Annotated in this window: 17 protein-coding genes; 9 read left to right on the top strand and 8 right to left on the bottom strand. The window is 34.8% G+C overall.

Features of this window, described 5'->3' with window-relative positions; genetic code table 11:
* Nucleotides 1-117: 117 nt before the first annotated feature.
* The gene (locus DFQ08_RS05440) at nucleotides 118-1,956 is read right to left on the bottom strand and encodes a sulfatase (protein ID WP_220235575.1); all 1,839 of its coding nucleotides are present in this window, start codon (nucleotides 1,954-1,956) and stop codon (nucleotides 118-120) included.
* Between the two features lie 548 nt (nucleotides 1,957-2,504).
* Between DFQ08_RS05440 and DFQ08_RS05435 the strand changes: the two genes are divergently transcribed.
* Nucleotides 2,505-4,397: a hypothetical protein gene (locus tag DFQ08_RS05435; RefSeq protein WP_114308807.1), complete on the top strand. Its 1,893-nt coding sequence runs from the start codon at nucleotides 2,505-2,507 to the stop codon at nucleotides 4,395-4,397.
* 111 nt (nucleotides 4,398-4,508) lie between these two features.
* Here DFQ08_RS05435 and DFQ08_RS05430 read toward each other — a convergent pair whose 3' ends face one another.
* From DFQ08_RS05430 to rhaD, 6 genes are all read right to left on the bottom strand, one after another.
* Entirely contained in the window at nucleotides 4,509-5,699 is a 1,191-nt protein-coding gene (locus DFQ08_RS05430; protein WP_114308806.1) for a carboxypeptidase-like regulatory domain-containing protein, read from the bottom strand.
* Between the two features lie 516 nt (nucleotides 5,700-6,215).
* Nucleotides 6,216-6,572 carry a hypothetical protein gene (locus tag DFQ08_RS05425; protein ID WP_114308805.1) on the bottom strand — a complete coding sequence of 119 codons (357 nt, stop codon included), beginning with the start codon at nucleotides 6,570-6,572 and terminating at the stop codon, nucleotides 6,216-6,218.
* Nucleotides 6,573-6,677: 105 nt separating this feature from the next.
* Nucleotides 6,678-10,808 (bottom strand): hybrid sensor histidine kinase/response regulator transcription factor, encoded by a 4,131-nt coding sequence (locus DFQ08_RS05420; protein ID WP_114308804.1) that lies wholly within the window; start codon nucleotides 10,806-10,808, stop codon nucleotides 6,678-6,680.
* A 269-nt stretch (nucleotides 10,809-11,077) separates the two neighbouring features.
* Nucleotides 11,078-12,388, bottom strand: coding sequence for an FGGY family carbohydrate kinase (locus tag DFQ08_RS05415; RefSeq protein ID WP_114308803.1), 1,311 nt, complete (start codon nucleotides 12,386-12,388; stop codon nucleotides 11,078-11,080).
* A 69-nt stretch (nucleotides 12,389-12,457) separates the two neighbouring features.
* On the bottom strand, nucleotides 12,458-14,245 hold the full coding sequence (locus tag DFQ08_RS05410; RefSeq protein ID WP_114308802.1) for an L-fucose isomerase: 1,788 nt from the start codon (nucleotides 14,243-14,245) through the stop codon (nucleotides 12,458-12,460).
* A 47-nt stretch (nucleotides 14,246-14,292) separates the two neighbouring features.
* The gene (gene rhaD, locus DFQ08_RS05405) at nucleotides 14,293-15,087 is read right to left on the bottom strand and encodes a rhamnulose-1-phosphate aldolase (RefSeq protein WP_114308801.1); all 795 of its coding nucleotides are present in this window, start codon (nucleotides 15,085-15,087) and stop codon (nucleotides 14,293-14,295) included.
* Between the two features lie 192 nt (nucleotides 15,088-15,279).
* Here rhaD and DFQ08_RS05400 point away from each other — a divergent pair, with 192 nt between their 5' ends.
* From DFQ08_RS05400 to DFQ08_RS05375, 6 genes are all read left to right on the top strand, one after another.
* Complete coding sequence (locus tag DFQ08_RS05400; protein WP_114308800.1) at nucleotides 15,280-16,179, top strand: AraC family transcriptional regulator; 900 nt, start codon at nucleotides 15,280-15,282, stop codon at nucleotides 16,177-16,179.
* A 394-nt stretch (nucleotides 16,180-16,573) separates the two neighbouring features.
* Entirely contained in the window at nucleotides 16,574-18,013 is a 1,440-nt protein-coding gene (gene aldA, locus DFQ08_RS05395) for an aldehyde dehydrogenase (protein ID WP_114308799.1), read from the top strand.
* 91 nt (nucleotides 18,014-18,104) lie between these two features.
* Nucleotides 18,105-19,403, top strand: coding sequence for an L-fucose:H+ symporter permease (fucP, locus tag DFQ08_RS05390; RefSeq protein WP_114308798.1), 1,299 nt, complete (start codon nucleotides 18,105-18,107; stop codon nucleotides 19,401-19,403).
* A 32-nt stretch (nucleotides 19,404-19,435) separates the two neighbouring features.
* Nucleotides 19,436-20,587: an alpha-hydroxy acid oxidase gene (locus DFQ08_RS05385; protein WP_114308797.1), complete on the top strand. Its 1,152-nt coding sequence runs from the start codon at nucleotides 19,436-19,438 to the stop codon at nucleotides 20,585-20,587.
* Nucleotides 20,588-21,108: 521 nt separating this feature from the next.
* Nucleotides 21,109-21,939 carry a universal stress protein gene (locus tag DFQ08_RS05380; RefSeq protein ID WP_114308796.1) on the top strand — a complete coding sequence of 277 codons (831 nt, stop codon included), beginning with the start codon at nucleotides 21,109-21,111 and terminating at the stop codon, nucleotides 21,937-21,939.
* Nucleotides 21,940-22,004: 65 nt separating this feature from the next.
* Nucleotides 22,005-22,844: a universal stress protein gene (locus DFQ08_RS05375; protein ID WP_114308795.1), complete on the top strand. Its 840-nt coding sequence runs from the start codon at nucleotides 22,005-22,007 to the stop codon at nucleotides 22,842-22,844.
* Between the two features lie 84 nt (nucleotides 22,845-22,928).
* Here the strand turns inward: DFQ08_RS05375 and DFQ08_RS05370 are convergent, their stop codons facing one another.
* Nucleotides 22,929-23,357, bottom strand: a complete 429-nt coding sequence (locus DFQ08_RS05370) for an FKBP-type peptidyl-prolyl cis-trans isomerase (protein ID WP_114309673.1) — start codon at nucleotides 23,355-23,357, stop codon at nucleotides 22,929-22,931.
* 232 nt (nucleotides 23,358-23,589) lie between these two features.
* On the opposite strand from DFQ08_RS05370, the gene msrB reads away from it, so the two are divergent.
* A complete protein-coding gene (msrB, locus tag DFQ08_RS05365) occupies nucleotides 23,590-24,045 on the top strand; it encodes a peptide-methionine (R)-S-oxide reductase MsrB (protein ID WP_114308794.1) in 456 nt (151 codons plus the stop codon).
* Nucleotides 24,042-24,593 (top strand): peptide-methionine (S)-S-oxide reductase MsrA, encoded by a 552-nt coding sequence (gene msrA, locus DFQ08_RS05360; protein ID WP_114308793.1) that lies wholly within the window; start codon nucleotides 24,042-24,044, stop codon nucleotides 24,591-24,593. Before msrB ends, msrA begins: the two co-directional genes overlap by 4 nt.
* The last annotated feature ends 17 nt before the right edge of the window (nucleotides 24,594-24,610 follow it).

Here is a 24,610-nt window from a genome sequence, read left to right as displayed (position 1 = left end):
TGCTCAAATCCATCAAAAACATACTAATTTCTTGTAAAACATATCGCCCCCCTATTAAACAGAGTTTAACTATTTAATTTAGATCCTATTAAAAATTCAATTTCGATAAAGCATCAGCTATTTCAGTCCACTCAAAGCATAGTTAGAATATTTCTTTTTTGCAGATTTAATGGATCTTGTCGGTGGTATTTCTGGGTAACTCACTAAGAAATTATGCTCGTCAATGAGATTGAGAATATAGTGTGTTGTTCCGTTTGGCAATAGCGCTGTTACGGTACCATTTGCATTTAATTGCGCATCGGTTTTAAACCACTCTTCGTAACGGTGTCCTCCGTTGGTGGTATAAATTAAATTGGCCTTAATTACCTTAGCGCCATTTTCTTTATAAGTAAATGTTACCTGTTGATCTGCTTTGGTAACCCCTAATACGGTGGGTACATTTTCCTTAAATTCCATCTTTCCTTTATAAAAAGGATTATAAAACGGGTAGCTGGCATTCATTTCTGTTAAAATGTTGGTCAATTGCGTGTTCATCTCTTGAACCTTATGAAGTTCTGACTGGGCAAGATTATGAGCTTCCTCTATATCGATACGTTTAGCAGTACCGTTCTGAGTATCGTATAATTGATACAATTCAAATTCTGGGGTTGTGGCGTTGTTCTTAAAATCGTAATTTCTAATCAGTTTAAAATCACCAACGCGTAGCGTACTTTGCGACGCGGCATGTGGAAAATGCCACATCATGCTTGTGCGCTCCTCCCCTTTTTCATTTAAGACTAATTTAGAATCGGTAGGATCATTTAATAACAATGTAGACAAATCAGCACCATCTAAATGCTTCTCCTCAGGCCTATCGATACCTAATAACGATAGAATTGTTGGGTAAAAATCCAAACCATTAACAACCACATCAGATGTAATGCCTTTTTTAATTCCTGGTCCTGAAATAAATAACGGTACGCGCACACCACCTTCTTTGGCGTTTATTTTTCCTTTATCTAAAGGATAATTATCGGTCACAATATCACCATGGGCTTTTTCCATGCCTCCATTATCTGAAGTGAAAATAATATAGGTGTTTTCAACTAACTTATGCCCTGGCCAACGGGGATCGTCTGTGGTTTCTAAATAGTCAAAAACCTCACCAACATAATGGTCTAACATTTCTACCATAGCAGCGTAATACGGGTTGTTTTGTCCTTTTACGTCCCAATGCTCCGGATCTGTAGGATAAGGAAGTCCTAACTTTTCGCAGTATTTTTCTAACAGTGCTTTACTTCGTGTATGAATTGGTGCATGCACTAAAAATGTGGCATAATACAAAAAGAAAGGCTCCGCTTTATGTGTTTTTAAGAAGTTTAAAGCGTCTTCGTTATTTTGATGAAACGGAAAGCCTTCCTCATCTAATTGATAAGGATCATTGGCATCTGCAGTGGCAAAATCGGTAAGACGGTGAGGAACTTGCGGACTTGTTGCCCCACGGTTGGCTGTGGTAACATCAAAACCTTGATCTTCTGGTTGCGGATATGCGAAGTGATTGATAGCCATATGCCATTTTCCGGCATGTCCGGTGGTATAACCATTTTGTTGTAATACGCGAGCCAAAGTCATTTCATTGGCAGGCATACGTCCACTATACCAAGGATCCATTATGCGCTGTGAATTTTTGTTTGAATGTACTGTAGGAGGTGCACCACCAACAACATGAGTTTTCTGCGCTCTTGCAGGATGTGTACCACTCATAATAGCACAACGGCTAGGTGCACAAGTTGGTGCTGGAGAATAGGCTTGCCAAAACTGAACACCCTTTTTTGCTAAAGCATCAATATTTGGCGTTTCGTAAGGCGAAGGCGCATCAATATCATAAGCTTTTACATCTTGCCATCCCAAATCATCCGTAAGTAACAACAATACATTAGGTGTTGGACGCTCTGTTGCTGTTGCTAAATTTGACACTTTCGAATGCTGTGTATGACAACTCAGACACAACATTCCGATGAGAAAATAAACTATAGAATTAGAATACGTCATTGCTAGGATATTAATTTATTTTAAGTTGTATTAAAACCTGATTAAGTTCTTAGCGAAATAACAAAACTATAGCCTTATCCTCTGTCTCAAATGGCTTCAAATTTTGCTTTAATCTATCAATTCTATTTAAACCTGCCTTTTAAACCTATTTTAATCCATAACGACTGCTACGAAACGTCTTGCTTTCAAAAAAAAACATAAAAATCTGAATACCATAAGCTTTACAACCATATAAATTGACAGATTACAGTAAAAACCTGATGGATTAGAGAATGAATTAGTACCTTAAATAATCTACCTTTATAACCCCATCTCCCTGAACCATAAAACACAAGCGGTTCTAACCTACAACAACAAACCTGAAGATTTAGCTTTGCAGCACCCCCTTAAAATGATGGTTTATAACTAGAAAATCTGATTGGCCCTAAATAGGGTAAATGCGTAATATTTTAAAATTAAAATCCCTCTAAAGTATGAAAACCGATGTCCATCTAGAAAGCTCAATAAATCTTAAAACGGTTATTTTATTCCTTTCTCTATTTGTAAGTTCATTCACATTTGCACAGGTTGCCATAGGCAATACCAATCCTAAAGCGTCCTTAGATATTAGTGCTTCTAACCAAGCCTCTCCATCTTTTGATGACGGACTTTTAATCCCAAGAATAGATACTTTTCCGACTACTAACCCGACCTCAGATCAAAATGGAATGCTAGTTTACCTTACCACCACGATAGGAACCTCCACTAGAGGATTTTATTATTGGAATAACGGAATTACGGAATGGGTTAGGTTTTCTAATATTGAAAAATTAAATGATCTTTCTGATGCTAAATCAGATGACGATGGTTCTGAAAATGGGTCTTCTATCTTTATTGGCGAAAACGCAGGTGCTAATGATGATGCCACTGATAATAACAATATTGGTATTGGCTATAATGCCTTACAATTAAATACTGATGGGAATCATAATACCGCTTTAGGCTATGCCACCTTAAAATTTAGTACGGGAAGTAACAACTCTGCTTTTGGTTATGTGGCATTAGAAAAGAACACAACAGGAGCAGGAAATTCGGCATTTGGAAAACGGGCCTTAGAAGCGAATACGAGCTCTAATCATAATACCGCCATGGGTTCTGATGCTTTACGTAACAATACCGGAGCTACAAATACAGCCCTTGGAAATGGTGCCTTGTTTACCAATACTACTGGTGACGGTAGTGTTGCTATTGGGCACTTGGCCTTACGCTTAAATACTACTGGAGCTTATAGTACAGCGATTGGTACAGAAGCTTTAACAAACAATACCGTTGGCGAAAATACCGCTGTTGGGTATCGTGCTTCATTTCTTAATAACGATGGTGAACAAAATACAAGTGTTGGCTATGAAGCCCTATATTCTAATGTTTCTGGAAACAATAATACGGCTTTTGGTTATGGAGCCCTTAGATCTAACACGGCAAATAATAATGTGGCGTTTGGAAACAACACCTTATTTAGCAGCACATCTGGAACTTCTAATGTAGCTATAGGGACAAACGCAGGAAGCGGTAATACTACAGGAGCAGACAATGTCCTTATTGGTTTTAATTCTGGTTCTTCTTTAACAGGAGGCTCAAAAAATGTGTTTATCGGTAAAAACACTGGGCGTTATGCTACAGGAAGTAATAACGTCTTTATTGGTGATAATGCAGGTTTGCATACCAATTTCTATACGGTTAATCATTCCCTAGTCATTTCAAATAACAACGGACCTATACCTCTAATTTATGGAGAGTTTGATAACGATATACTAAGAGTTAATGGTGAATTACAAGTAGCGGATCCTAGTGGAACGGGATTTGCATTTCCAACAGTAGATGGCACCGCAGATCAAATATTAGTGACTGATGGTGCAGGACAATTAACTTTTGAAGATCAAACCCCAGATATTTCTACCTTTCCAATTATAAGAGCCACAATGAGTGCGAATCAAACTCTCGGAACGGCTGGTTGGGAAAAAATTAATTTTAATACGGTAATGCTTAACGCTACTAATTCTTTGGAATTTGATACGGCAAACAACCAATTTGTTGCAGCAAATACTGGTGTTTATAGAATTAATGCTAGTTTTCATACTACGGCATCACAAGCAAACACGCAATATTATGGTATTGCGGTGTATATCAATGGTACAATTTATCAAGAATACACGCAGAATCATTATTATAATGGAACAAACGCTAGTCCTGTGGCACGACAAATTTCTTGCATCGCTAAAGTTAATGTCGGAGAAACCATAGCGGTTTTTGTTCAGAACTACCAAACTGGAGTAGTTCTAGATGCTTATGGAGGTAAAACACATTTTACTATTGAGCGAATTAGATAGACTTAATTATAAACCTTCCAGAATAATTAAACATAAAAAAATCTCAGATTACATTTAAATCTGAGATTTTTTTTGTCTCCATAGTTTAAGCGTTACGGCTATAACAACGGATCAATTATCTTTGTTAGCATACTCAAACTGCGTTTGGATATCAATACCATAACTAACTTCTAATTCTTTAATGCTTTTTTTATAATATTCAGTTGGCGGTGGCAGATTAAAGTTTTCCCAGAACTCGGCATTATATTTTACCTTAATTTCTTCCATCTTCATTCTATACACATCGGTAAAGCCCACATCTATCTTTTTCTTATCTGTTTCTATACCTAACACTACAACCTCATTCCGTTTAGACAATTTAATTTGTTGCTTTGTCGTTTTAAGAATTTTTTGATGTTCTTCGGTTAGATCCATAAAGCGTCTGGTATAATGATTATGATAACTTAAATACAGTTTTCCATCGTCATTTTTTTTATAAATATACACCACTGTATTAGACGCATTAGTGGTTTTATATACCTTATAACTATCAATGCCAATAAATAAAATAGGATCTAAATAAGGTTGTCTTTTTCTGTTGTTTATTTTACCACGAATAATTACAATAGCTTCTCCATCATATGAGGTATCGCCTATTTTAGACCAGTCATAATCATTTATGTTTATCCCTCTTCGAAGCGGATCTATTTTAGTCATAAAATTTATGGGATAAATTCTGCCAATATTGGCATTTTTATAACTTCTAAAATCTACGGATTGCCGACCTTCTTCAACACCTAATTTCCGGACTTCTTTGCCACCTCTAGGACCTACGTCTTTAACTTTTACATAATGTTCTACATAAAACTTAGCGATGTCATCTTCTACAGCAAAAAACCGATTCAGAATCTTTAACTCATGTACGGTACTTACGGTATTATCCTTTAAATTTTTAAAAGCGAGATTAACATATTGCTTAGGATTCATGATATTAACTTCATCAAGAGACACCACATCCTCATTTAGTATAATCACTTTTTCCTTTAAAGCCATAAAATCTTTGACTACTATTTTATACGTCACAAAACCGATACTAGAAACTTCTAGCGTATCTAAGCGGTTGTTCTTAGATAATTCTAGGTAAAAATGACCATCTTCATTAGTTGAGGTTCCAAGGTATTTGGACGTAATACTCACAGCAGCATACGGTATACTTAAATTGTTATCATCTAAAACAAGGCCTTCAATATTTAATGATTTTTCTTGCGCTTGCAGAGCGAAACTTAAAACAATTAGAATTAAATAGGGTTTAAATGTATACATGTCATGCTATTGAGGTGATTAAATTTTTATGCTCAGTAATCATTTATATTGATGCTTAACGAGATACAAATTATAAAAAAATCATGTCCTCTGTGTGTATTTATTAAATACTTTTAGAGGATATAATACTAATGAGATATTTAGCTTAAGCGAACTTAACATTAAAATAAGACAAATTTGTCGCAGTGTTAAACGATCATTTATTTCTTAAAAAATATAGAATTTAATTTTTCTTCTTCTTTTTCTTCTTTGATGCTTTATCCGTACTTAAGAAGCCCTACTGCAGTTATAGAAAGGACACATTCTATTTAATTCTTATTAAAACAAGATTTAAGAGCATAAAGTAACCTGCACTAAAAGGCTTAAATTAATACAAAGATAAAGTCCATTAAAAGTATCGTAAAACACCTTTAATGGACTTCATAGTTTAAAGACCTTAACCTAAAACAAACTTTTATAAGACGTCCTAAAAGAATAGACGTATAGCGGTCTGTTGTTTAGATTAAGAAAAAACGCTTAGTTTTTCTTTTTCTTCTTTTTACCTTTTTTATTCTTTTTAGCGGCCATTTTTATTTCCTTAGCACGCTCTTTTCCAAAGGCTTCTTTTAACGCTTTTCCATAGCGCTTATTGTTCTCTTTTCGCTTTGCTTTAAGCTCTTCAGAACCTTTTTCATACGTATCATTAATTTCTAAGCCTGCTTTAGCATGCTCCGTATTTAAAGATATTAACGTTGCTTTTTCTTCACTCGTAAGTGTTATTTTACTTTCTACTCTTGTAATATAAGCTTCTACTTTTTTATCTACATCTTGTTGCGCAAATAAAGAACTTGAAAGTGCAATGCTAAATACGAGTAATAATATTGTTTTTTTCATCTTGATAAATTGGTTTAATATTAATTAATAATTTGTTCAGAACAAACTTAAATAACTTGGTGATATTCGCTGTTCTATAATTCACCATTTCCTTGCTAAAACCTATCATTTTTGGCGTTTAGAGTACTCTGAAGGCGAGACACCATGTAATTTCTTAAATGAGGTAGAAAAGTAAGAGTTAGATTCAATACCGATTTGATACATCACTTCTGCCACATTAAATCCACTGTTACTATCTAATAATTCTGCCGCCCTTTGCAATCTAAAGTTACGCAAGTAAGCATTTGGAACCTGGCCGGTAAGTTGTTTTAATTTTCTGTAGAAATGAGACGAACTTAAGCCCGCTTCTTTAGAAAGTTCTTCAACCCCAAAATTAGAATTTGATAAGTTTTGTTCTATAATTTCCGTTATATTTTCTAAAAACTCAATATCACGTTTAGAGAACCCTAATTCCTTCTTATTCTTTGGTGGTAAACTATTTTTAGAAAAATGCGCTTTAATTTTAACATTGTTTTCAATGAGTTTCTGTAATCGCAGCTCTAAATGTTTTAATGAAAACGGTTTACTGATATATTCATCGGCCCCAAACTCTAAACCTCTAATAAGATCTACATTATCACCTAATGCTGTTAGCAGCAAGACTGGAAGCTGACAGGTTTCAGGATTAGCCTTGATACGTTTACACAATTCAAAACCATCCATTTCTGGCATCATAACATCACTAATAACAGTACTAAATTCTTTATTTTTTATCGCTTCTAAAGCTTCCAATCCATTATTAGCGATAGTAACATTATACGTATCAGACAAAGCGCTATTAAGAAAATCTTGAATATCCAATTCATTTTCAACCACTAAAATATTATGCTGTTTTTTCTCGGTTGTACTTTTATTTATTTCTATAACGTTATTAGACTGTAAAGGCACCCAATTCTTTATAAAAGATTTTTTGGTTTCTTGGTCTTCCATATGAATGTCTTCTATCGTAGAAGATGGTATAACTACTGTAAATCGGGTCTCCTTATTTGGTTTACTTTTCACTGAAATACGTCCATTAAACAGTTCTACTAAAGATTTACAGAACGATAATCCAATACCACCACCACTGACATTACCATCTTGATTTCCTAATTGGTAGAAACGTTCAAAAATAGTATTTAGACTTTCTTTAGGGATACCTTTCCCCGTATCTATAACATCTATCTTAATGTTTTTCACCCCTTCTTCAAACACGATAGACGCATCTATACTTATGGTTCCCTGCACTGGTGTATTTTTAAAGGCGTTAGACAGTAGATTAAAAATTATACGTTCTAACTTTTCTACATCAATGACGATCTCTTCATTAGGCGAACTGATCTTGTAATAGAAGTTGATGTTTTTTTCTAAAGCATAATTTTCAAAAGCCTCTGTAGTAGGATATAAAAAATCACCTAAGGTAGATTTAGTATAGTTAAGATTAAGATAGCCTTGTTCGGCTTGTCTAAACGTTATTAACTGATCTATTAAACTTAAAAGTCGGTGGGTATTACGCTTAATAATGGCTAAATAGCGTTCACTTTCTGGAGAAACATTATTTTGAATAACTCGATCTAAGGGTCCAGAAATTAAGGTTAGAGGAGTTCTAAACTCATGAGATAAATTAGTGAAATATTTAAATTTACCCTGGTTAATAACTTCTACCCGATCTTTATCTAATTGTTCATAAATTAATTTTTGTTTTAATTTTTCATGCTGAACAAAATAAAATACAATACCCACACCAATTCCTAAAAAGATAATAACTAACAAGGTATAACTCCACCATGTTTGGTACCAAAGCGGTAATACCACTAAGGTTAGTGTCTTAGATGAATCACTCCAAATGCCATCTCCGTTAGCCGATTTAACTTTTAGAGTATATATCCCATCTGCAAGATTCGTATAGGTGACTGTAGATTTTCCTTCATCAGTTTCTACCCAATCCTTATTAAAACCTTCTAGCTTATAGGCTATTTTATTTTTCGCTGGTGCTGAAGTATGTTCAGCAACCAAATTAAACGAAATAATACGTTGACTTTTTGAAATAGTGATAGTATCCGTCTCAGAAATGGCTTTTTCAAGTACCGTAATATCATTGAATTTCTCACCGATTTCTACGGGTTTATTATTGATTAACAAAGAGGTAATTAATACCCTTGGCAACTGCTTATTTAGAGCAATTTTATCAGGATTAAAAATCGTTAAACCATTTAATCCTCCAAAATACATATAGTTAGAATTGCCTAAATTATATGCCGATTGCCTAAAGTTATTTTGAAGTAAACCATCACTAACATCAAAAACATTTACCTTATTAGTATCCGTATTAAAGCGCACTAAGCCCATATCGGTACTGATCCACAAATTATCGCTGTCTTTTTGAGGCAAAATCCCATAAATAACATCATCTGGTAAGAGGTCGTTTTTCCTGAAATAAACCATCTTTAAGGGGTTATTGTTATCATCTAAGGTTAATTTGTTTAAGCCACCCCCAAACGTTCCTATCCATATATTGTGTTTTTGATCTTCATAAAGCGAAAACACACTGTTATTACTTAACTGGCTACTGCCCGTTTTACCACTGTGGTAAGTGTGCAAAATTTTAAGCTCGCCATCAGTATATGTACATTGTAATAAGCCATTATCGCTTCCAAACCACAATTGTCCCTCATCATCTCGAAGAAAACTTTGAATTCTATTGGCTTCAATTTTTAACTTAATTTTATACCTAATTTTCGGTTCGACAGCGTTATCTATTGTCTCCCAAGGGTTTTCGATCACAAGAATTCTATTTCCCGCTAAAACAAAATCCGTATCATTTATTTGGGCTATTTCTCTAAAAAGAAATACGGAAGACTTTCCGCCGGAAGATACTAACTGTAAGGTTTTAAATGCTTTTTTTTGAGGGTTATAAACTATAACCTTTTTATCTGTACCAAACCAAATGTAATTTCTTTGGTCTTGATAAATACAACGGATAAAATCGTTTGCATCAATCGGTAATTCTGCCTCTAAAGATTCAAACTTAATTTTATCAACACTGTTTTCATTGATAACTTCGGTACTTCTAAACAGCTTCTTATTATAACCAGAAACCCAAACCTCACCTGTATTATCTTCTAATATTGAAGTGATTAAGTTATCGCCTATAGAAAACGGATCATAAGGATTATTAGAATAGGAATGGAATGGCTTTTGGTACAAATCTAATTTGTTAATCCCCCCTTGAGCGGTACCGACCCAAAGGACATTAAAACTATCTTGGTAAACGGCATTCACCTGATGACTACTAATACTATTTTTGTTTTTAGCGTTGTGATTATAATGTTTAAAGGAATTTAGAATAGGATTAAATTTGAACAGCCCTTGCGTTGTGGTGCCTATCCAAATAACGTTATTATGATCTTTAAACAGACTGTTTACAAAAATGGTAGAACCATTATGAGGCACCTTTATTTTCTTAATTAAATAATCTGTATTGGCATCTAGATTAGAACTGAATAAGCCTTCTGTGGTACCGACCCAAAAGATATTATCCGTCTTTATAATTTCAGTAATTTCTTTGGTTTTGAAAAATTCAAACTCATCAAAAGTCTGAATTAACAACTTTACGGATGGCCCTTCAGCTTGATATTTTACTTTTTTTAAACCTTGATTGGTCCCTAAAATAATAGCGGCATTAGAACCAAAAGCAAAGGTGTTTATTGAGGTGGACTGGCCTTTTAAATCCAAAATGTTTTCAACCACTTCAAAGGTGCCGTTATTCACATCTTTTAATTGACAACGGATTAATCTATTTGGTGAAGTTACCCAGACATAGCCATCGCCTCTAGAGGCAATTTTATTAACATCAATATTAGCCTTTAAAGGCACAGTAAAAAAACGTTCTAACCACGGCACATAAACGTGCAGTCCAATTTTAGTCCCAATCCAAAGTACCCCATTTTTATCATTAAATAAATAGGTGATATAATTACTGGCAAGCGCATATTCATCTTCAGGATTTGCACTAAAAGTTTTGAACTCATAGCCGTCGTAACGAATTAATCCGTTAGGCGTTGCATACCATAAAAACCCATATTTATCTTGTTCTATGGCATTAACGGTATTTTGATTAAACCCTTCTTTGTTAGAGATTCTTTCGAAGTTTTGAGAATAAGCTTGTTGAATGCAAAGTGTTACAAGAACACCAAGAAAGCATATAATTCTACGCATGTTTATTTAGTTTGGCACAAGAATATAAGTATTTTAATTTATTGTCTAATAAATTCTCGTAATTTTTTCACCTTAGTCCAACTTTCCTCGTTACAAGATTAGTCGTATTCGGGGTTTAAAATGATAATAAATCTTAAATTCCGGAAGTATCCCTGACTATAAAATACAGTAGATTGCACTAAAGTTACGCACAACTATGGGCTCAATTTCCAGTGTGATGTTTACCTTAATAATTCTTATTCAAAGGCTTTAAAACCTCTTCAATAGCTTCAAAAATAAGACTTCATCATTAATGCGGCACCTAAAGCACTTTCGTTTTTACAATCGGAAATATGGATTTCAATATCTGTTTTCAATAATTTTAAAAAGCTTATAAAAATCAGATTTTTATTAAAACCACCCGAAATATAAATGTCTTTAATCGCTGAATTTTCATCTAAAATTAAATCTATCCCTTGAATTACTTTTTTACTTATTTCAAAAACCAATTGGTAATAAGCAGCTTCATAAGTCTTGTAATTGGTTAAGAGATAAGGATGGGCTTCAAAATCACTATCAATCCCTTCAGATAAAAACACACGAGCGTTAGTATTAACTAATTCTTGACATAATGTTTCATTTAACTCTAAGTCTAAATGGGTATCAATATCCACTTTAAAATACGTACTTAAAGCTTTTAAATACACTTCGTGGATTTTCCCTAAAAACTGCATCGAAGATTTGATTTGCTGTTTTTGAGGGGTCATAAAACACAAGCAGTTATTTTTTAACTGGTGGTGTGTTAAGGTCTCTTTACTAAAGGGATTCATGGCAATAATCCAGGTCCCCGTTGATAAGAGAATAAATTCTTTTTCTTTTTCGGTTTCTAATATAGGAAGAATAGAAGACGAACTATCGTGTAACCCTGTCCCAACTACTATATCTTGACCGTTAAAATGAGTAACTATAGCGTCTTTACCGTTTTGTGGTGTAGGTAAATTTAACTTATAATCTGAAACCCATTTATGGTACTGCATGGTATCAAAATCCCAAGTCGCTGTATGAGCTCCAACAGAGGTAAAATCTGCTGTAACCTTTTTGGTAAACAGGTAACTTAGGTATTGAGGGTAATGTAGAATTGTATGGACTTGATTCCAAAATTCTGGTTTTTCTTTTTGTAATTTTAAAATTTGAAGTCCGGTGTTTAGCATTCCATAAGCTGGAGAAGCTGTTTTCCTCGCAAATTCTTCTTGACCTCCATAACCATCATAAAACTCATGATAGTCATCTAAATCTAAAGGCTTTAAGTAATTGTATAAAGGTGTAATTCTGTCGCCGTTTTTATCAAGATAAACTAGGCTAGCACCATGTGTAGAAAAGTTAATAGCCTTTATCCTATACGTGCCTTCTGCTTGAATTCGTTTTATTTCATTTTGAATCCAGTTTTCAATAGACGCGATGTCATCACAAGGATCGCCATCTTCATCTTCAACCTCATCAAAACGTGTTGCATTTCTATAGACCACTTCAAACGCTTCATTAAACAAGAGTATTTTCTTATTTGTTTTTCCTATATCAATTACAGCAATTACATTCACCATCACAGTTCAAAAATTAAAAAAAGGGGTGAATTGCCTTAAAAGCCAATCACCCTTTTATAGTTATTCTAATTAGTTTTTAAATCCGTATAACGGACCATAATTTTCACAAGCTCTATAATCTGCACCTTCTAAACTTTCGCCAAAAGCAGACCATGCACTTGGTCTAAATACATCATCTTCGCTAACGTTATGCATATTCACAGGAATACGTAACATCGCTGCTAAAGAAATTAAATCGGCACCAATATGTCCGTGAGAAATGGCGCCATGATTTGCACCCCATTTAGCCATCACCGTGTACACATCTTTAAAACAACCTGTTCCTGTAACTCTAGGTACAAACCAAGTTGTTGGCCATGTTGGGTTAGTTCTTTCGTCTAAGACTTCATGTACATCTTCAGGTAACTCTACACTCCATCCTTCAACAATTTGAAGTACAGGTCCGATACCTTTCACCAAGTTTAATCTACACATGGTCATTGGTAATTCTCCTCTCGTCTTAAACTGTGAAGAGAATCCACCACCTCTAAAGTATTCAGCAATTGCAGCTGGCCATTTGGTGTTATCTAAACATCTCTGAACTTCTTCTTCTGTAATATCCCAGAATGGTTTCATGGTTGGGTTACCTTCAGCATCGGTTTGTTGCGCTGTAGCATCTAAAGTTGTAGAACCAGAATTGATAAGGTGAATAATTCCGTCTTTAGCAATTCCTGTTAATTTCTTACCTGTTACGCGCTCTACAGATTCTGGACTCCAGTACGTACGTACATCTGAGAATAATTGTGCTTTATTGGTTAATAAATGTCCAAACAACATAGAAATAGCGTTTAAACAATCGTTTTCTGTTGCAAACGTGTAAGCTTGACGGATTCCATTCCAATCAAAAGACGAGTTTAAAATAGACTCTGTAAAATCGGCATTTGGTTGGTAATCGGTCCACTGACGTTGCCCTTGGAAACCTCCCATAATGGCATTTCTACCTTTAGATTCTTCACCGAAGCCCATGGCTTTTAACTTAGGGTTTCCGTTCATTAAATCTTTACAGATTAAAGTCATTTTCACGACTTTTTCCCATTCAGCATCTTTTACTTCTGCTGATTTTTGAGCTTCAGGACTGTTATAATCTTTTCCTTCTTTACAGTTTTCTTTGGTCCAAGCTAATGCTTTTTCATATTCGTCATGATCGTAAATACCTTCATCCATACGTCTTAAAAGCTCTACAGACTCTACAAACTCCGCTCTTACACCTAAGTAATCTTGTAAAAAGTTGACATCTACCATAGAACCTGCAATACCCATAGAACTGTATCCTATAGATAAATACGATTTACCTTTCATTTGAGCCACTGCTAAAGCGCCTTTTGTAAAACGTAATATTTTTTCTGAAACATCTTGAGGAATGGTTTGATCACCTTCATCTTGTACTTCTTTACCATAAATTCCAAAAGCTGGTAATCCTTTTTGAGAATAACCTGCCAATGCTGCTGCTAAATACACAGCTCCTGGGCGTTCTGTTCCGTTAAAACCCCATACCGCTTTAGGCGTTAAAGGATTGGTATCCATAACTTCAGTTCCATAACACCAACATGGCGTTACTGTCAATGATACTTCTACACCTTCTCTTTGAAATTTATCGGCACATGCTGCTGCATCTGCAACTCCACCAATAGTAGTATCTGCAATGACAACCTCCACCGTTTCACCACTAGGGAAACGTAAATTATCTTGTATTAATTTTGCGGCTGCTTTAGCCATGTCCATCGTTTGAACTTCTAATGACTCTCTTACCCCTAATTCACGTCCATCAATCACCGGGCGAATGCCTACTTTTGGTAATCTACCTATTAATCTACTCATGATTTATTCTATTTATTCTATTTATTCTATTTTTTCTATTTTTTCTATTATGTAAATTGCTCTAATTCTGTTAACTGATCATTTGAAAGTCCTGCTGGTTTAAACCCTGCAGCCCAACACATCATTAACATTTTAGCACCTTTATTAGCAACATCTAAAAAGTCCCACGCCTGCATTACATCTGGAGCTGTGGCGGTTGCCCCATGCTTTTCCCACAAGGAAACATTTCTTGTTTTAAAAGCTTCCATCGTAACTTCTGCTAAAGCAGCCGTACTCGATAAAGCGTATGGCGTACAGTGAATTCCTTTAGGAACAAATACTTTAACCTCAGGACACATCATCCAGATTTGTCTGTTTAATTCCTCTTCATTATCAAACAACTCGTGATGACTCATACAGATTAATTCAAGTGGATGTGTATGTACAACCGCTAAATTTTCTGGATGATGAATAGAGTTAAATAAATGGATACTTGCATGAGAAATTAACTCACAGGTTGGTCCGAAGTTTTCACGCTTACCTCCCCAAATAATAGAATAAGCTGTAGCATCTTCATTGATGTATAAAATACATGAAGCTTCTTCAAGCTTATCAACTAAATCTCTTAAATAACAACCTGTTCCTGTAATGTAGATTACAAACCCAGCAGCACCTTTTGGAAATTCAAATGGCACCTCTGTTCCAATACCTTGAACTTCTTCTTTTTTAAAGTAAGAGGTTAAGTTCATTGAAATATTACCTGCATTACGTTCTGCCCATTCACGTTGCCATAAATAACCAGCCACCTCAGATACTTTATTTAATTCTGCTTCTACCTGTACGGGGAGTTTTATCGTTTTCATTTGTTTGTGTTTATTATTTATTAGTACTCAAATGGGGCACCTCTATGGATCTTAACTTTTTTATTATGTTTATAGTTAGAGATGCTTCCTATTGCTTTAAATAAAATTGTTGAAACAAAATTAACGACAGAACCTAGCTTATTAGATATTCAAAATCTGTATTTTTGTATCTAATTCAAACATTAGTAGTTTATGAAGTTTGTAAAACAAATAGAATTAGGAGACCCTTCTGCCAATCATCAGAATTTTATTGACCTAAAACTAAAGATGTTATGTTGCCGATATTGGTTACTCGATTTGTGGGATTGCCATGAAATGGTTTTTCCGTTTTGGAGGTTGTATTGGAATAAAAACACCGGCGGACAATTAATACATCAAGATTCGGTGATAGACATGGATCCTGATTACATCTATATTATCCCCCCTTTTACATCGTTTTCTTCTCGTTACACAAAAAACCACATTTATAATGAAGGCATTCGTGTTTCTGGAAAACAAGTTAATACCCAACATAACGAAGCCGATTTAGAGAATATGTTTCTCATTCATTTCTTTGCGCATTTTAATTTAGGGGTCCCTTTTGATAGTGTTTTTCCCGGAATCTTAAAAATAGAATTAACCGATTACCTAAAGGATCGTTTACATTATTTAACCAACCGCTTAAAGGTAGAAAACAAAGATTTCAAACTTACTTTCAATTTAAAACTACAGGCTTTTATTAAAGAAGCCCTTACTAATATAGGTCCTGAATTATGGAAGACTATAAATATAGACGAACGCGTTTTAAAGGTGATTCGTTATATTGAAGTTAATCTCGATAAAAAATTAAGTAATTCTAAAATGTCCTCGCTTGTAAATATGGCGCCAAATTCATTTGCACGATTATTTAAAGAGGAAATGAATGTCACCTTACATCAGTTTGTTCAAAATAGAAAAATTGCAAAGTCTTGCGAGTTATTTGAACACACCAATAAGTCCATAGAAAATGTTGCTTTTAATTTAGGCTTCTCTGACCGCTATCACTTTTCTCGTGTTTTTAAATCGGTGACTGGTTTAACACCTGCCTCCTACAAATCGGGGAAATATACCTAAGCCTTTTTTTCTTCTTTACCTGCCCTGAGACACTCTATACACCGTATTTTGGATCTTATGCAGATTTTGAGCAAGCAATTGACGGATTTGAGAAACGTACTCTATCCTAATATATGATTCTTTGTAGTGACCAAGATTTCTTGGTTGTGCGTCAAAAAATATTTACAACAATGTACCGTTTTTTCTGAGCTAAAAACAGCTTAAAACTTAAACACAGAATTCTTCTATGTTTAAATTATACATATTATTGATTAATATGGATAAATACAAAATCCACATTGACGTATATGTTTGTTGACCATATTTATAAATAAAAATTCAACACTTTGTTTAATTACAACAAAAACCTTGAATTTATTAGATATATCACAATATAAACTAAACGTAAACACTCATGAAAGAATTTAATCAATTTATAAACGGAAAGTTTGTAAAGTCTACTTCTTCCGAAGTAACAAAAGTACTTAACCCATGTACAGAAGAAGTATTATCTGAGATCCCACAAGGTTCAATTGAAGATGCTAATAATGCATTAGATGCCGCAAAAGAATCACAACATGCTTGGAAATCTCTAACAGCTATTGAACGTGCTAATTATTTACACAAAATGGCGACTGTTATTCGTGAAAACCGTGTGTTTTTAGCCGAAACGTTAGCGTCAGAACAAGCTAAAGTCATTGGACTTGCACAAGTAGAAATTGATGTTACGGCCGATTATTTTGATTACTATGCCGGTTTTGCAAGACGTATAGAAGGTGAAATTATACAAAGTGACCGTAAAAAAGAACACATCTTTTTACACAAAGCACCAATTGGTGTTGCTGTAGGGATCTTACCTTGGAACTTCCCATTTTTTGTAATGGCTAGAAAAGTTGCTGGTTCTTTAATTACAGGAAATACTTGTGTTATTAAACCAAGTTGTATTGCACCGAACACTATTATGGAGTGGGTAGATTTAATTCAGAAAATAGAATTACCTGCCGGAGTTTTAAACGTTGTTTGTGGTACTGGACCCGTTGTTGGAAACGCTTTATCTAAAAGCCCAATTACAGGTATTATCAGTTTAACAGGTAGTGTTTTTGCTGGTCAGAAAGTTATGGAAGCCGCTTCAGAAAACATCACTAAAGTATCTTTAGAATTAGGTGGTAAAGCCCCAGCTATTGTATGTGCTGATGCTAACTTAGAATTAGCGGTAAATGCCGTAGTAGGTTCTAGAATTATTTATAGCGGTCAAGTTTGTAACTGTGCAGAACGTGTGTACGTTGAAGAGTCTATTCATGATCAATTCTTAGACATGGTAACGGCTAAAATGAAGGCTTTAAAAGTAGAAGATGCTTTTTCTGATAACAATCCAGATATGAGTGCATTGGTTTCTAAACCTCAATTAGATAAAGTAGCTGAAATGGTTGAATTTGCTAAAAAAGAAGGTGCAGAAGTTTTAGTTGGAGGAAATAAATCTTCTCAGTTTGACAAAGGCTATTTTTACCAACCTACATTATTAACCAATGTAAGACAAGACATGCAAATTATTCAAGAAGAAGTTTTTGGTCCTGTTTTACCAGTAATGAAATTTAGCACCTTAGACGAAGCTATTGCCTTAGCAAATGATTCAGAATATGGTTTAACCTCTTCAATTTTCTCAGAGAACTTTAATAAAGTTATGCATGCTGCTGAAGAATTACAATACGGAGAAACCTACATCAACAGAGAACATTTTGAAGCTATTCAAGGATTCCACGCCGGATGGAAAAAATCCGGAATTGGTGGTGCCGATGGAAAACATGGTATGGAAGAATACCTACAAACTAAAGTGATCTATGCGCAATACCGCTAGATATTGACCTTAAATAACTAAAGCACTATTCCATTTTAGCTATTAATTTGGATGGTGCTTTTTTTCTTCGCAACTAAAAAAATAAGACTAAATGAATAATTCAACTAAAGTACCCGTAGTCTCTAAAGAGGTCTTACTACCTTTTATACTCATTACCTCGTTATTCGCACTTTGGGGCTTTGCTAATGATATTACCAATCCTATGGTCGCTGCCTTTGCAACGGTTATGGAGATTTCAACTGCAAAAGCAGCTTTGGTACAATTAGCCTTTTATGGAGGTTATGCCACTATGGCAATACCTGCAGCGCTTTTTGTTAGAAAGTATAGTTATAAAAAAGGAATTCTTTTAGGGCTAACCCTTTATGCCATTGGGGCCCTATTATTTTATCCGGCTGCAAAATTTGAAGTCTTCGGATTCTTTTTAGGCTCACTTTATATTTTAACCTTCGGATTGGCATTTTTAGAAACTACTGCAAATCCTTTTATCCTCTCTATGGGTGACGAGCGCACCGCAACACGTCGCTTAAACCTTGCACAAGCCTTTAATCCTATTGGCTCTTTATTTGGCATGTTTGTGGCTTCAAAATTTATACTTGTTGCTCTTGATTCTGATATCCGAAACGCCGCTGGCGAGCTTGTTTTTAACACCTTAAATGAAGCGCAAAAAGCAGTTATCAGAACTCACGATTTAGAAATTATTAGAAACCCCTACGTTATTCTTGGCTTTGTGGTCATTGCCATGTTAGTTATCATAGCGGTTACTAAAATGCCTAAAAGAACACAGAGTCAAAACCCAACGAGTGCCGCTTCTTCTTTTAAACGATTATTTAAAAATGGAAAATATAAAGAAGGGGTTTTAGCCCAACTTTTTTATGTGGCAGCTCAGATTATGTGTTGGACATTCATTATTCAATATGCAGGTAATTTAGGGATTTCAAAAGCAGAGGCTCAAAACTATAATATTATAGCAATGGCGATCTTTTTATGCAGTAGATTTATTAGTACGTTCTTGATGAAGTATGTCAACTCTAGAAAACTACTTATGATTTTTGCACTCTGTGCTATGGGAACCATGTCTGGAGTCATCTTAATTGAAGGTATTGTTGGACTCTATTTACTCGTAGCAACTTCAGCATTTATGTCTTTAATGTTCCCTACCATTTACGGAATTGCCTTAGATGGCTTAAGAGAAGATGATACGGCTATTGGAGCCGCAGGTTTGGTTATGGCCATCGTTGGTGGGGCTTTAATGCCAATATTACAAGGCCTAATGATAGATACTGAGCAAATTGGCCCCTTTTCTGGAGTTAATTTCTCTTTTATTTTGCCTTTTATTTGTTTTTGCTTTATCGCAATTTATGGATATCGAACTTTAAAGATTTATAAATAAGAAAGCGTAATTAAAACTTTAGAAATTTTAATATGGAAATAAAAATAAATCCCAAATATCCTTCAGTAACAGATTTAAGAAAAAGAGCAATGGTTAAAATGCCAAAATTCGCTTTTGAATACTTAGATGGTGGCTGTAATGAAGATATCAATTTAGATAAAAATCGAACTGATCTACAGAAAATTGAATTGATGCCACAATATTTATCAAAATTTGATAAATCTAATTTAAAGACAGAATTGTTTGGGCATACTTACGATGCGCCTTTTGGAATTGCGCCAGTTGGTTTACAGGGGTTAATGTGGCCAAATTCACCAGAGATTTTGGCGAAATCAGCTTTTAATCACAACATTCCTTTTATATTAAGTACTGTAACCACTTCTAGTATTGAACGTGTTGCAGAATTAACCGAAGGAAAATCTTGGTTTCAACTCTATCATCCTGCTGAAGAAAAAGTAAAAAGAGATTTATTAGATAGAGCGGCGCATGCAGGCACTGATGTTTTAGTCATTCTAGCAGATGTACCAACATTTGGTTACAGACCTAGAGATGTTAGAAATGGCTTAGCAATGCCACCATCTATGAGTCTAAAAAATATTATTGAAGTTTTTAGAAAGCCAGATTGGGCTATTCAAACTTTAATACATGGACAACCTGCTTTTAAAACCATGGAAAAATATATGCCTAAAGGACTAAATTTAAAAAAATTAGGCGAATTTATGGATACTACGTTTTCTGGTCGATTAAATGAAGACAGAATAGCTTCTATAAGAGATCAATGGAAAGGGAAATTAGTTATAAAAGGCGTTGTAAATGAAATAGATGCTCAAAAAGCGATTAATTTAGGTGTCGATGGATTAATTGTGTCTAATCATGGTGGGAGACAGTTAGATGCTGGTCAATCTTCAATTGTACCCATGACGCATTTGGCAAAAAAGTATAAGGATGAGATAAAAATCATGGTAGATTCTGGTTTACGTGGTGGTCCAGATATTGCAAGAGCAATGGCAAATGGAGCAGAATTTACATTCATGGGACGTAGTTTTATGTATGGTGTTGGAGCATTAGGAAAAGAAGGCGGAAACCATACCATTTCTTTAATGAAACGTGAATTTCAACAAGTTATGGAACAATTATGTTGTGAAAATGTAGTAGATCTACCAAAGCATTTAATTGTAGAATAAAAATTTAACCCTACTGAATCTCCTCATTAAAACTAGTCCTTGTTAGTATAAGGTTGATTCTTAAAATCAGAAAGCCGCTGTTATCAGCGGCTTTTTGTATTTGTATTAAATCACTTCTATTAAAATTCGCCCCAAGACACTTATTTCAAAAATAAAACTGGGCGATTCTCTTTGGCAAACACGCATAAACTGCACCAAATATCAGGGTCTTGTTTAAAACCTAAACTGTAAAATCTACTTTTCAAAAAGATTTTTTTTAACTCTATATAGAGACTTGTTATTGGGTATAAGCTTCACCTAAAACCGGCCTTTAAAAGCCCTCTAAAAGCCTTATGATTTTTTACTGACATATATCATGAATTAAAATATATAGGATTTGTAATTTTACAATTGCAACAAAATCGCTTTTAGTATAGCGTAATTAAAGAATTCAACATATATTAAGCGAAATATGCAGTTATTTTTTGCAATTAAATAAACATTTTAACCTTTTATCACGTTTTAAATAGTACTAAACAATCATGTCTAAAAACATACTTTTACCAACTGATTTTTCTGATAACGCCTGGAGTGCTGCCGTCTACGCTATGAAGCTTTACAAGAATGAAGTCTGTACCTTCCATTTTCTGTATTCCTCAAAAATGAAAGTATCGTCTATGACGAGTATATCAAATAAGTTGGTTGAGGCGATTGCTGAAAATGCCAAAGCTGATTTGGCCGAATTAAAGGCTAAAGTTGAAAAAGAATACCCTAATCCCAATCATAAATTTGAAGTTATCTTAAGCACAAATATCTTGCAAAATGCCATTGATGTGCTTGTTGAAAAGGAGGCCATAGATTTAATTGTGATGGGGACACAAGGTGCCACATTAGCCAAAGAACTTATGTTTGGTAGCAATACTGTAAATGCCATAAAACATAGTAAAGCTTGTCCCCTTTTAGTGATCCCAAATGAATTTAGCTATGTAGCGCCTAAAGAAATTGCTTTTCCAACGGATTACAACCGTAACTACGGAGAAGAGTTAGACGCCTTAAAAGACTTAGCCGATTTATACAATTCTGTAATTAGGATTGTTCATATAGATACAGAAGATCATCTTAACGCTACCCAGAAGCAGCATTTGGCGCTGTTAAAATTAAGCTTAGAGGCTTATGAATGTAGCTTCCACTGGCAACCCCAAGAAGGTAAAAAAGCCAAAGCCATTCAAGAGTTTACAAAAGCCCTTGAAATTAATATGCTAGTAATGATTCGTTACCAACACAGTTTTATAGAAAACCTTATTAAAGAACCTATTATTAATTCCATAGGATTTCACCCTAACATCCCATTTTTAGTAATTCCTCAAAACTGATATTAATCATTTCAAAATTGAACATCACCTTATAATTTTGTTGTTATAAGGCATTATTAAAAATTATGAGACACCACATATTATTACCAACGGATTTTTCAGACAATTCATGGAGCGCGATAAGCTATGCATTAAAATTGTATGCTGATGAAGCTTGTACGTTTTACTTTTTACATGCTTGGACCTTTTCTAATCCTAGCTCTAGAACCTACATTACGTCTACTTTTATAAACATACAACAGGAAGAGACTAAAGAAAAGCTTTCGGCCTTAAAGGACAAAGCTCAAGGAAAAAGTTCTAATACTGAGCATGAGTTTGAAACGATATTCAGTACGCAGCCTTTAATTAGATCGATAGAAAAAGCCTTAAATGACTTTCCTATTAGTCTTGCCATAATGGGAACAAAAGGGGCCACTGGTGCTAAAGAATTTATTTTTGGTAGCAATACCGTCAATGTTATCAATAAAATAAGAGTTTGCCCTGTTTTAGTGGTTCCTGATGCTTACACCTATGCAAAACCAAAGCAAATTGCATTTCCAACGGATTTCAATCACTTTTATGGCGACGAATTATTGCCTTTAATGCATCTTACCAAATTGCACGATGCTAAGATAAGAGTGGTTCATATTACTGAAAAAGATCATTTAACAGAAAAACAAAACTATAATTTATCCATGCTTAAAGCCAATTTAGAAGACTATCCATCGTCTTTAGAATGGCGACCAAACTTTGGAACAAAAGAGCTTATTATTAAAGAGTTCATCCAAGAATTTGATATTAATATTGTAGCAATGGTAAACTATAAGCACAGCCTTATAGAAAGTATTTTAAACGAACCTGTTATACAGAAAATAGGCTATCATCCTGTAATTCCGTTTTTAGTGATGCCTGAGTTGAACGCCTAAAATGCGAGTCTTAATCCATTTTTTAAAATAAAAAGCCCTGTGAAATGAACTTCACAGGGCTTTTTGGTTTCTAAATCGCTAGACTTATTTGATCTCAACTAATTCTAAATCAAATACTAATTCTTGTCCTGCTAATGGATGGTTTCCATCAACAATAACGTGATCTTCATTCACCTCAACGATTCTAAATTGGTGCTCATTACCTTGTTCATCTCTAGACGCTAAACCTAAACCAACTTCAGGAGTAATCTCTGCTGGTAACTGAGCTTTATCAACTCTATGGAATAATTCTTTTCTCACATCACCGTAAGCTTCTGCTACAGGAATATCAACAGTTTTTTTATCATTCACTTTCATATCGATAACAGCGTTTTCAAAACCAGGAATAAGCATCCCTTGTCCTAAAGTAAACTCTAAAGGCTCACGCTCTAAAGAACTATCAAAGACTTGTCCGCTTTTTAATTTCCCTGTATAATGTACTTTTACCGTATCATTTTCTTTTACTTGACTCATAAATTTCTTGTTTTCATTATAATGAGCCGCAAAATTATCGTTTAATAGACACAATAAAGAATGAATTGCCATGTTTTCCTGTCGATTTAAGAAAAACTTAACGTCGGGTTGTGGTTACAATTCGTATTTTATCCCTCTTAAATTGTAAAATCTCTCTCATAAAACCAAATTGTAAGCGATTGATAAACTTTTCGACTACCTTTATGAATCATAAAAAAGAAAGCCCCTTACCATGTTAACTTGGAAAGACATCATTAATTTTACTGTTAATGGAAACCCTAGCCCGGACCGTCGCGTAGAGAAATCTGAAGCGGAATGGAAGGCGCTATTAACAGACGAACAGTACAGAATTACAAGACTTAAAGGCACGGAACGCGCCCATACTGGCGAACATTGCACCACGTATGAAGAAGGCAAATACAATTGTATTTGTTGCCAAAATCCTTTATTCGATTCTACCATAAAATTTAGTTCGGGAACGGGTTGGCCAAGCTTTACACAACCCATAACATCAAACGCAATTAAATACGAAAAAGATACCGCTTACGGGATGGTCCGTGTAGAAGTAATGTGCAACACTTGCGATGCGCATTTAGGTCATGTATTTCCTGATGGTCCTGAACCTAGCAGACTACGGTATTGTGTGAATTCTGAATCTATGATTTTAGATCCTAAAAGTACCTCATGAAAACAAACAATATACAAACGGCCACTGTAGGCGGCGGTTGTTTTTGGTGTACCGAAGCTGTTTTTGAAGCCGTAAAAGGCGTACAAAATGTACGTTCTGGTTATGCCGGAGGCACCGTTCCTGGACATCCTACTTATAGAGAAATATGTTCAGGCCTTACCGGTCATGCTGAAGTGGTCCAAATTACCTTTGATGCAAATCTTATCAGCTTTAAAGATCTCCTCATTATTTTTATGACCACTCATGACCCGACGACGCTGAATAGACAAGGTGCAGATCGGGGAACGCAATACCGTTCAGTGATTTATTACCATGATGAGACGCAAAAAGAAATTTCAGAACTCGTGCTTAAGGAACTAGAGCACTATTATGATGCGCCAATTGTAACCGAACTCTCGCCGTTACCACCATTTTATGAAGCGGAACGCGAGCATCAAGATTTTTATAAAAACAATCCTGATTATGGCTACTGCGGATTTGTTATCGATCCGAAATTAGCGAAACTCAGAGCCTTACATTCCGATAAGCTAAAAAGCCCTAGTTTTTAAAACTATTCTTAATCTGC

Origin of the sequence: Winogradskyella arenosi, assembly GCF_003337305.1 — a bacterium.
GTDB lineage: Bacteria > Bacteroidota > Bacteroidia > Flavobacteriales > Flavobacteriaceae > Winogradskyella > Winogradskyella arenosi.
The sequence above is the reverse complement of the archived record's forward strand: the minus strand, read 5'-3'. Positions and strand labels throughout refer to the sequence as shown.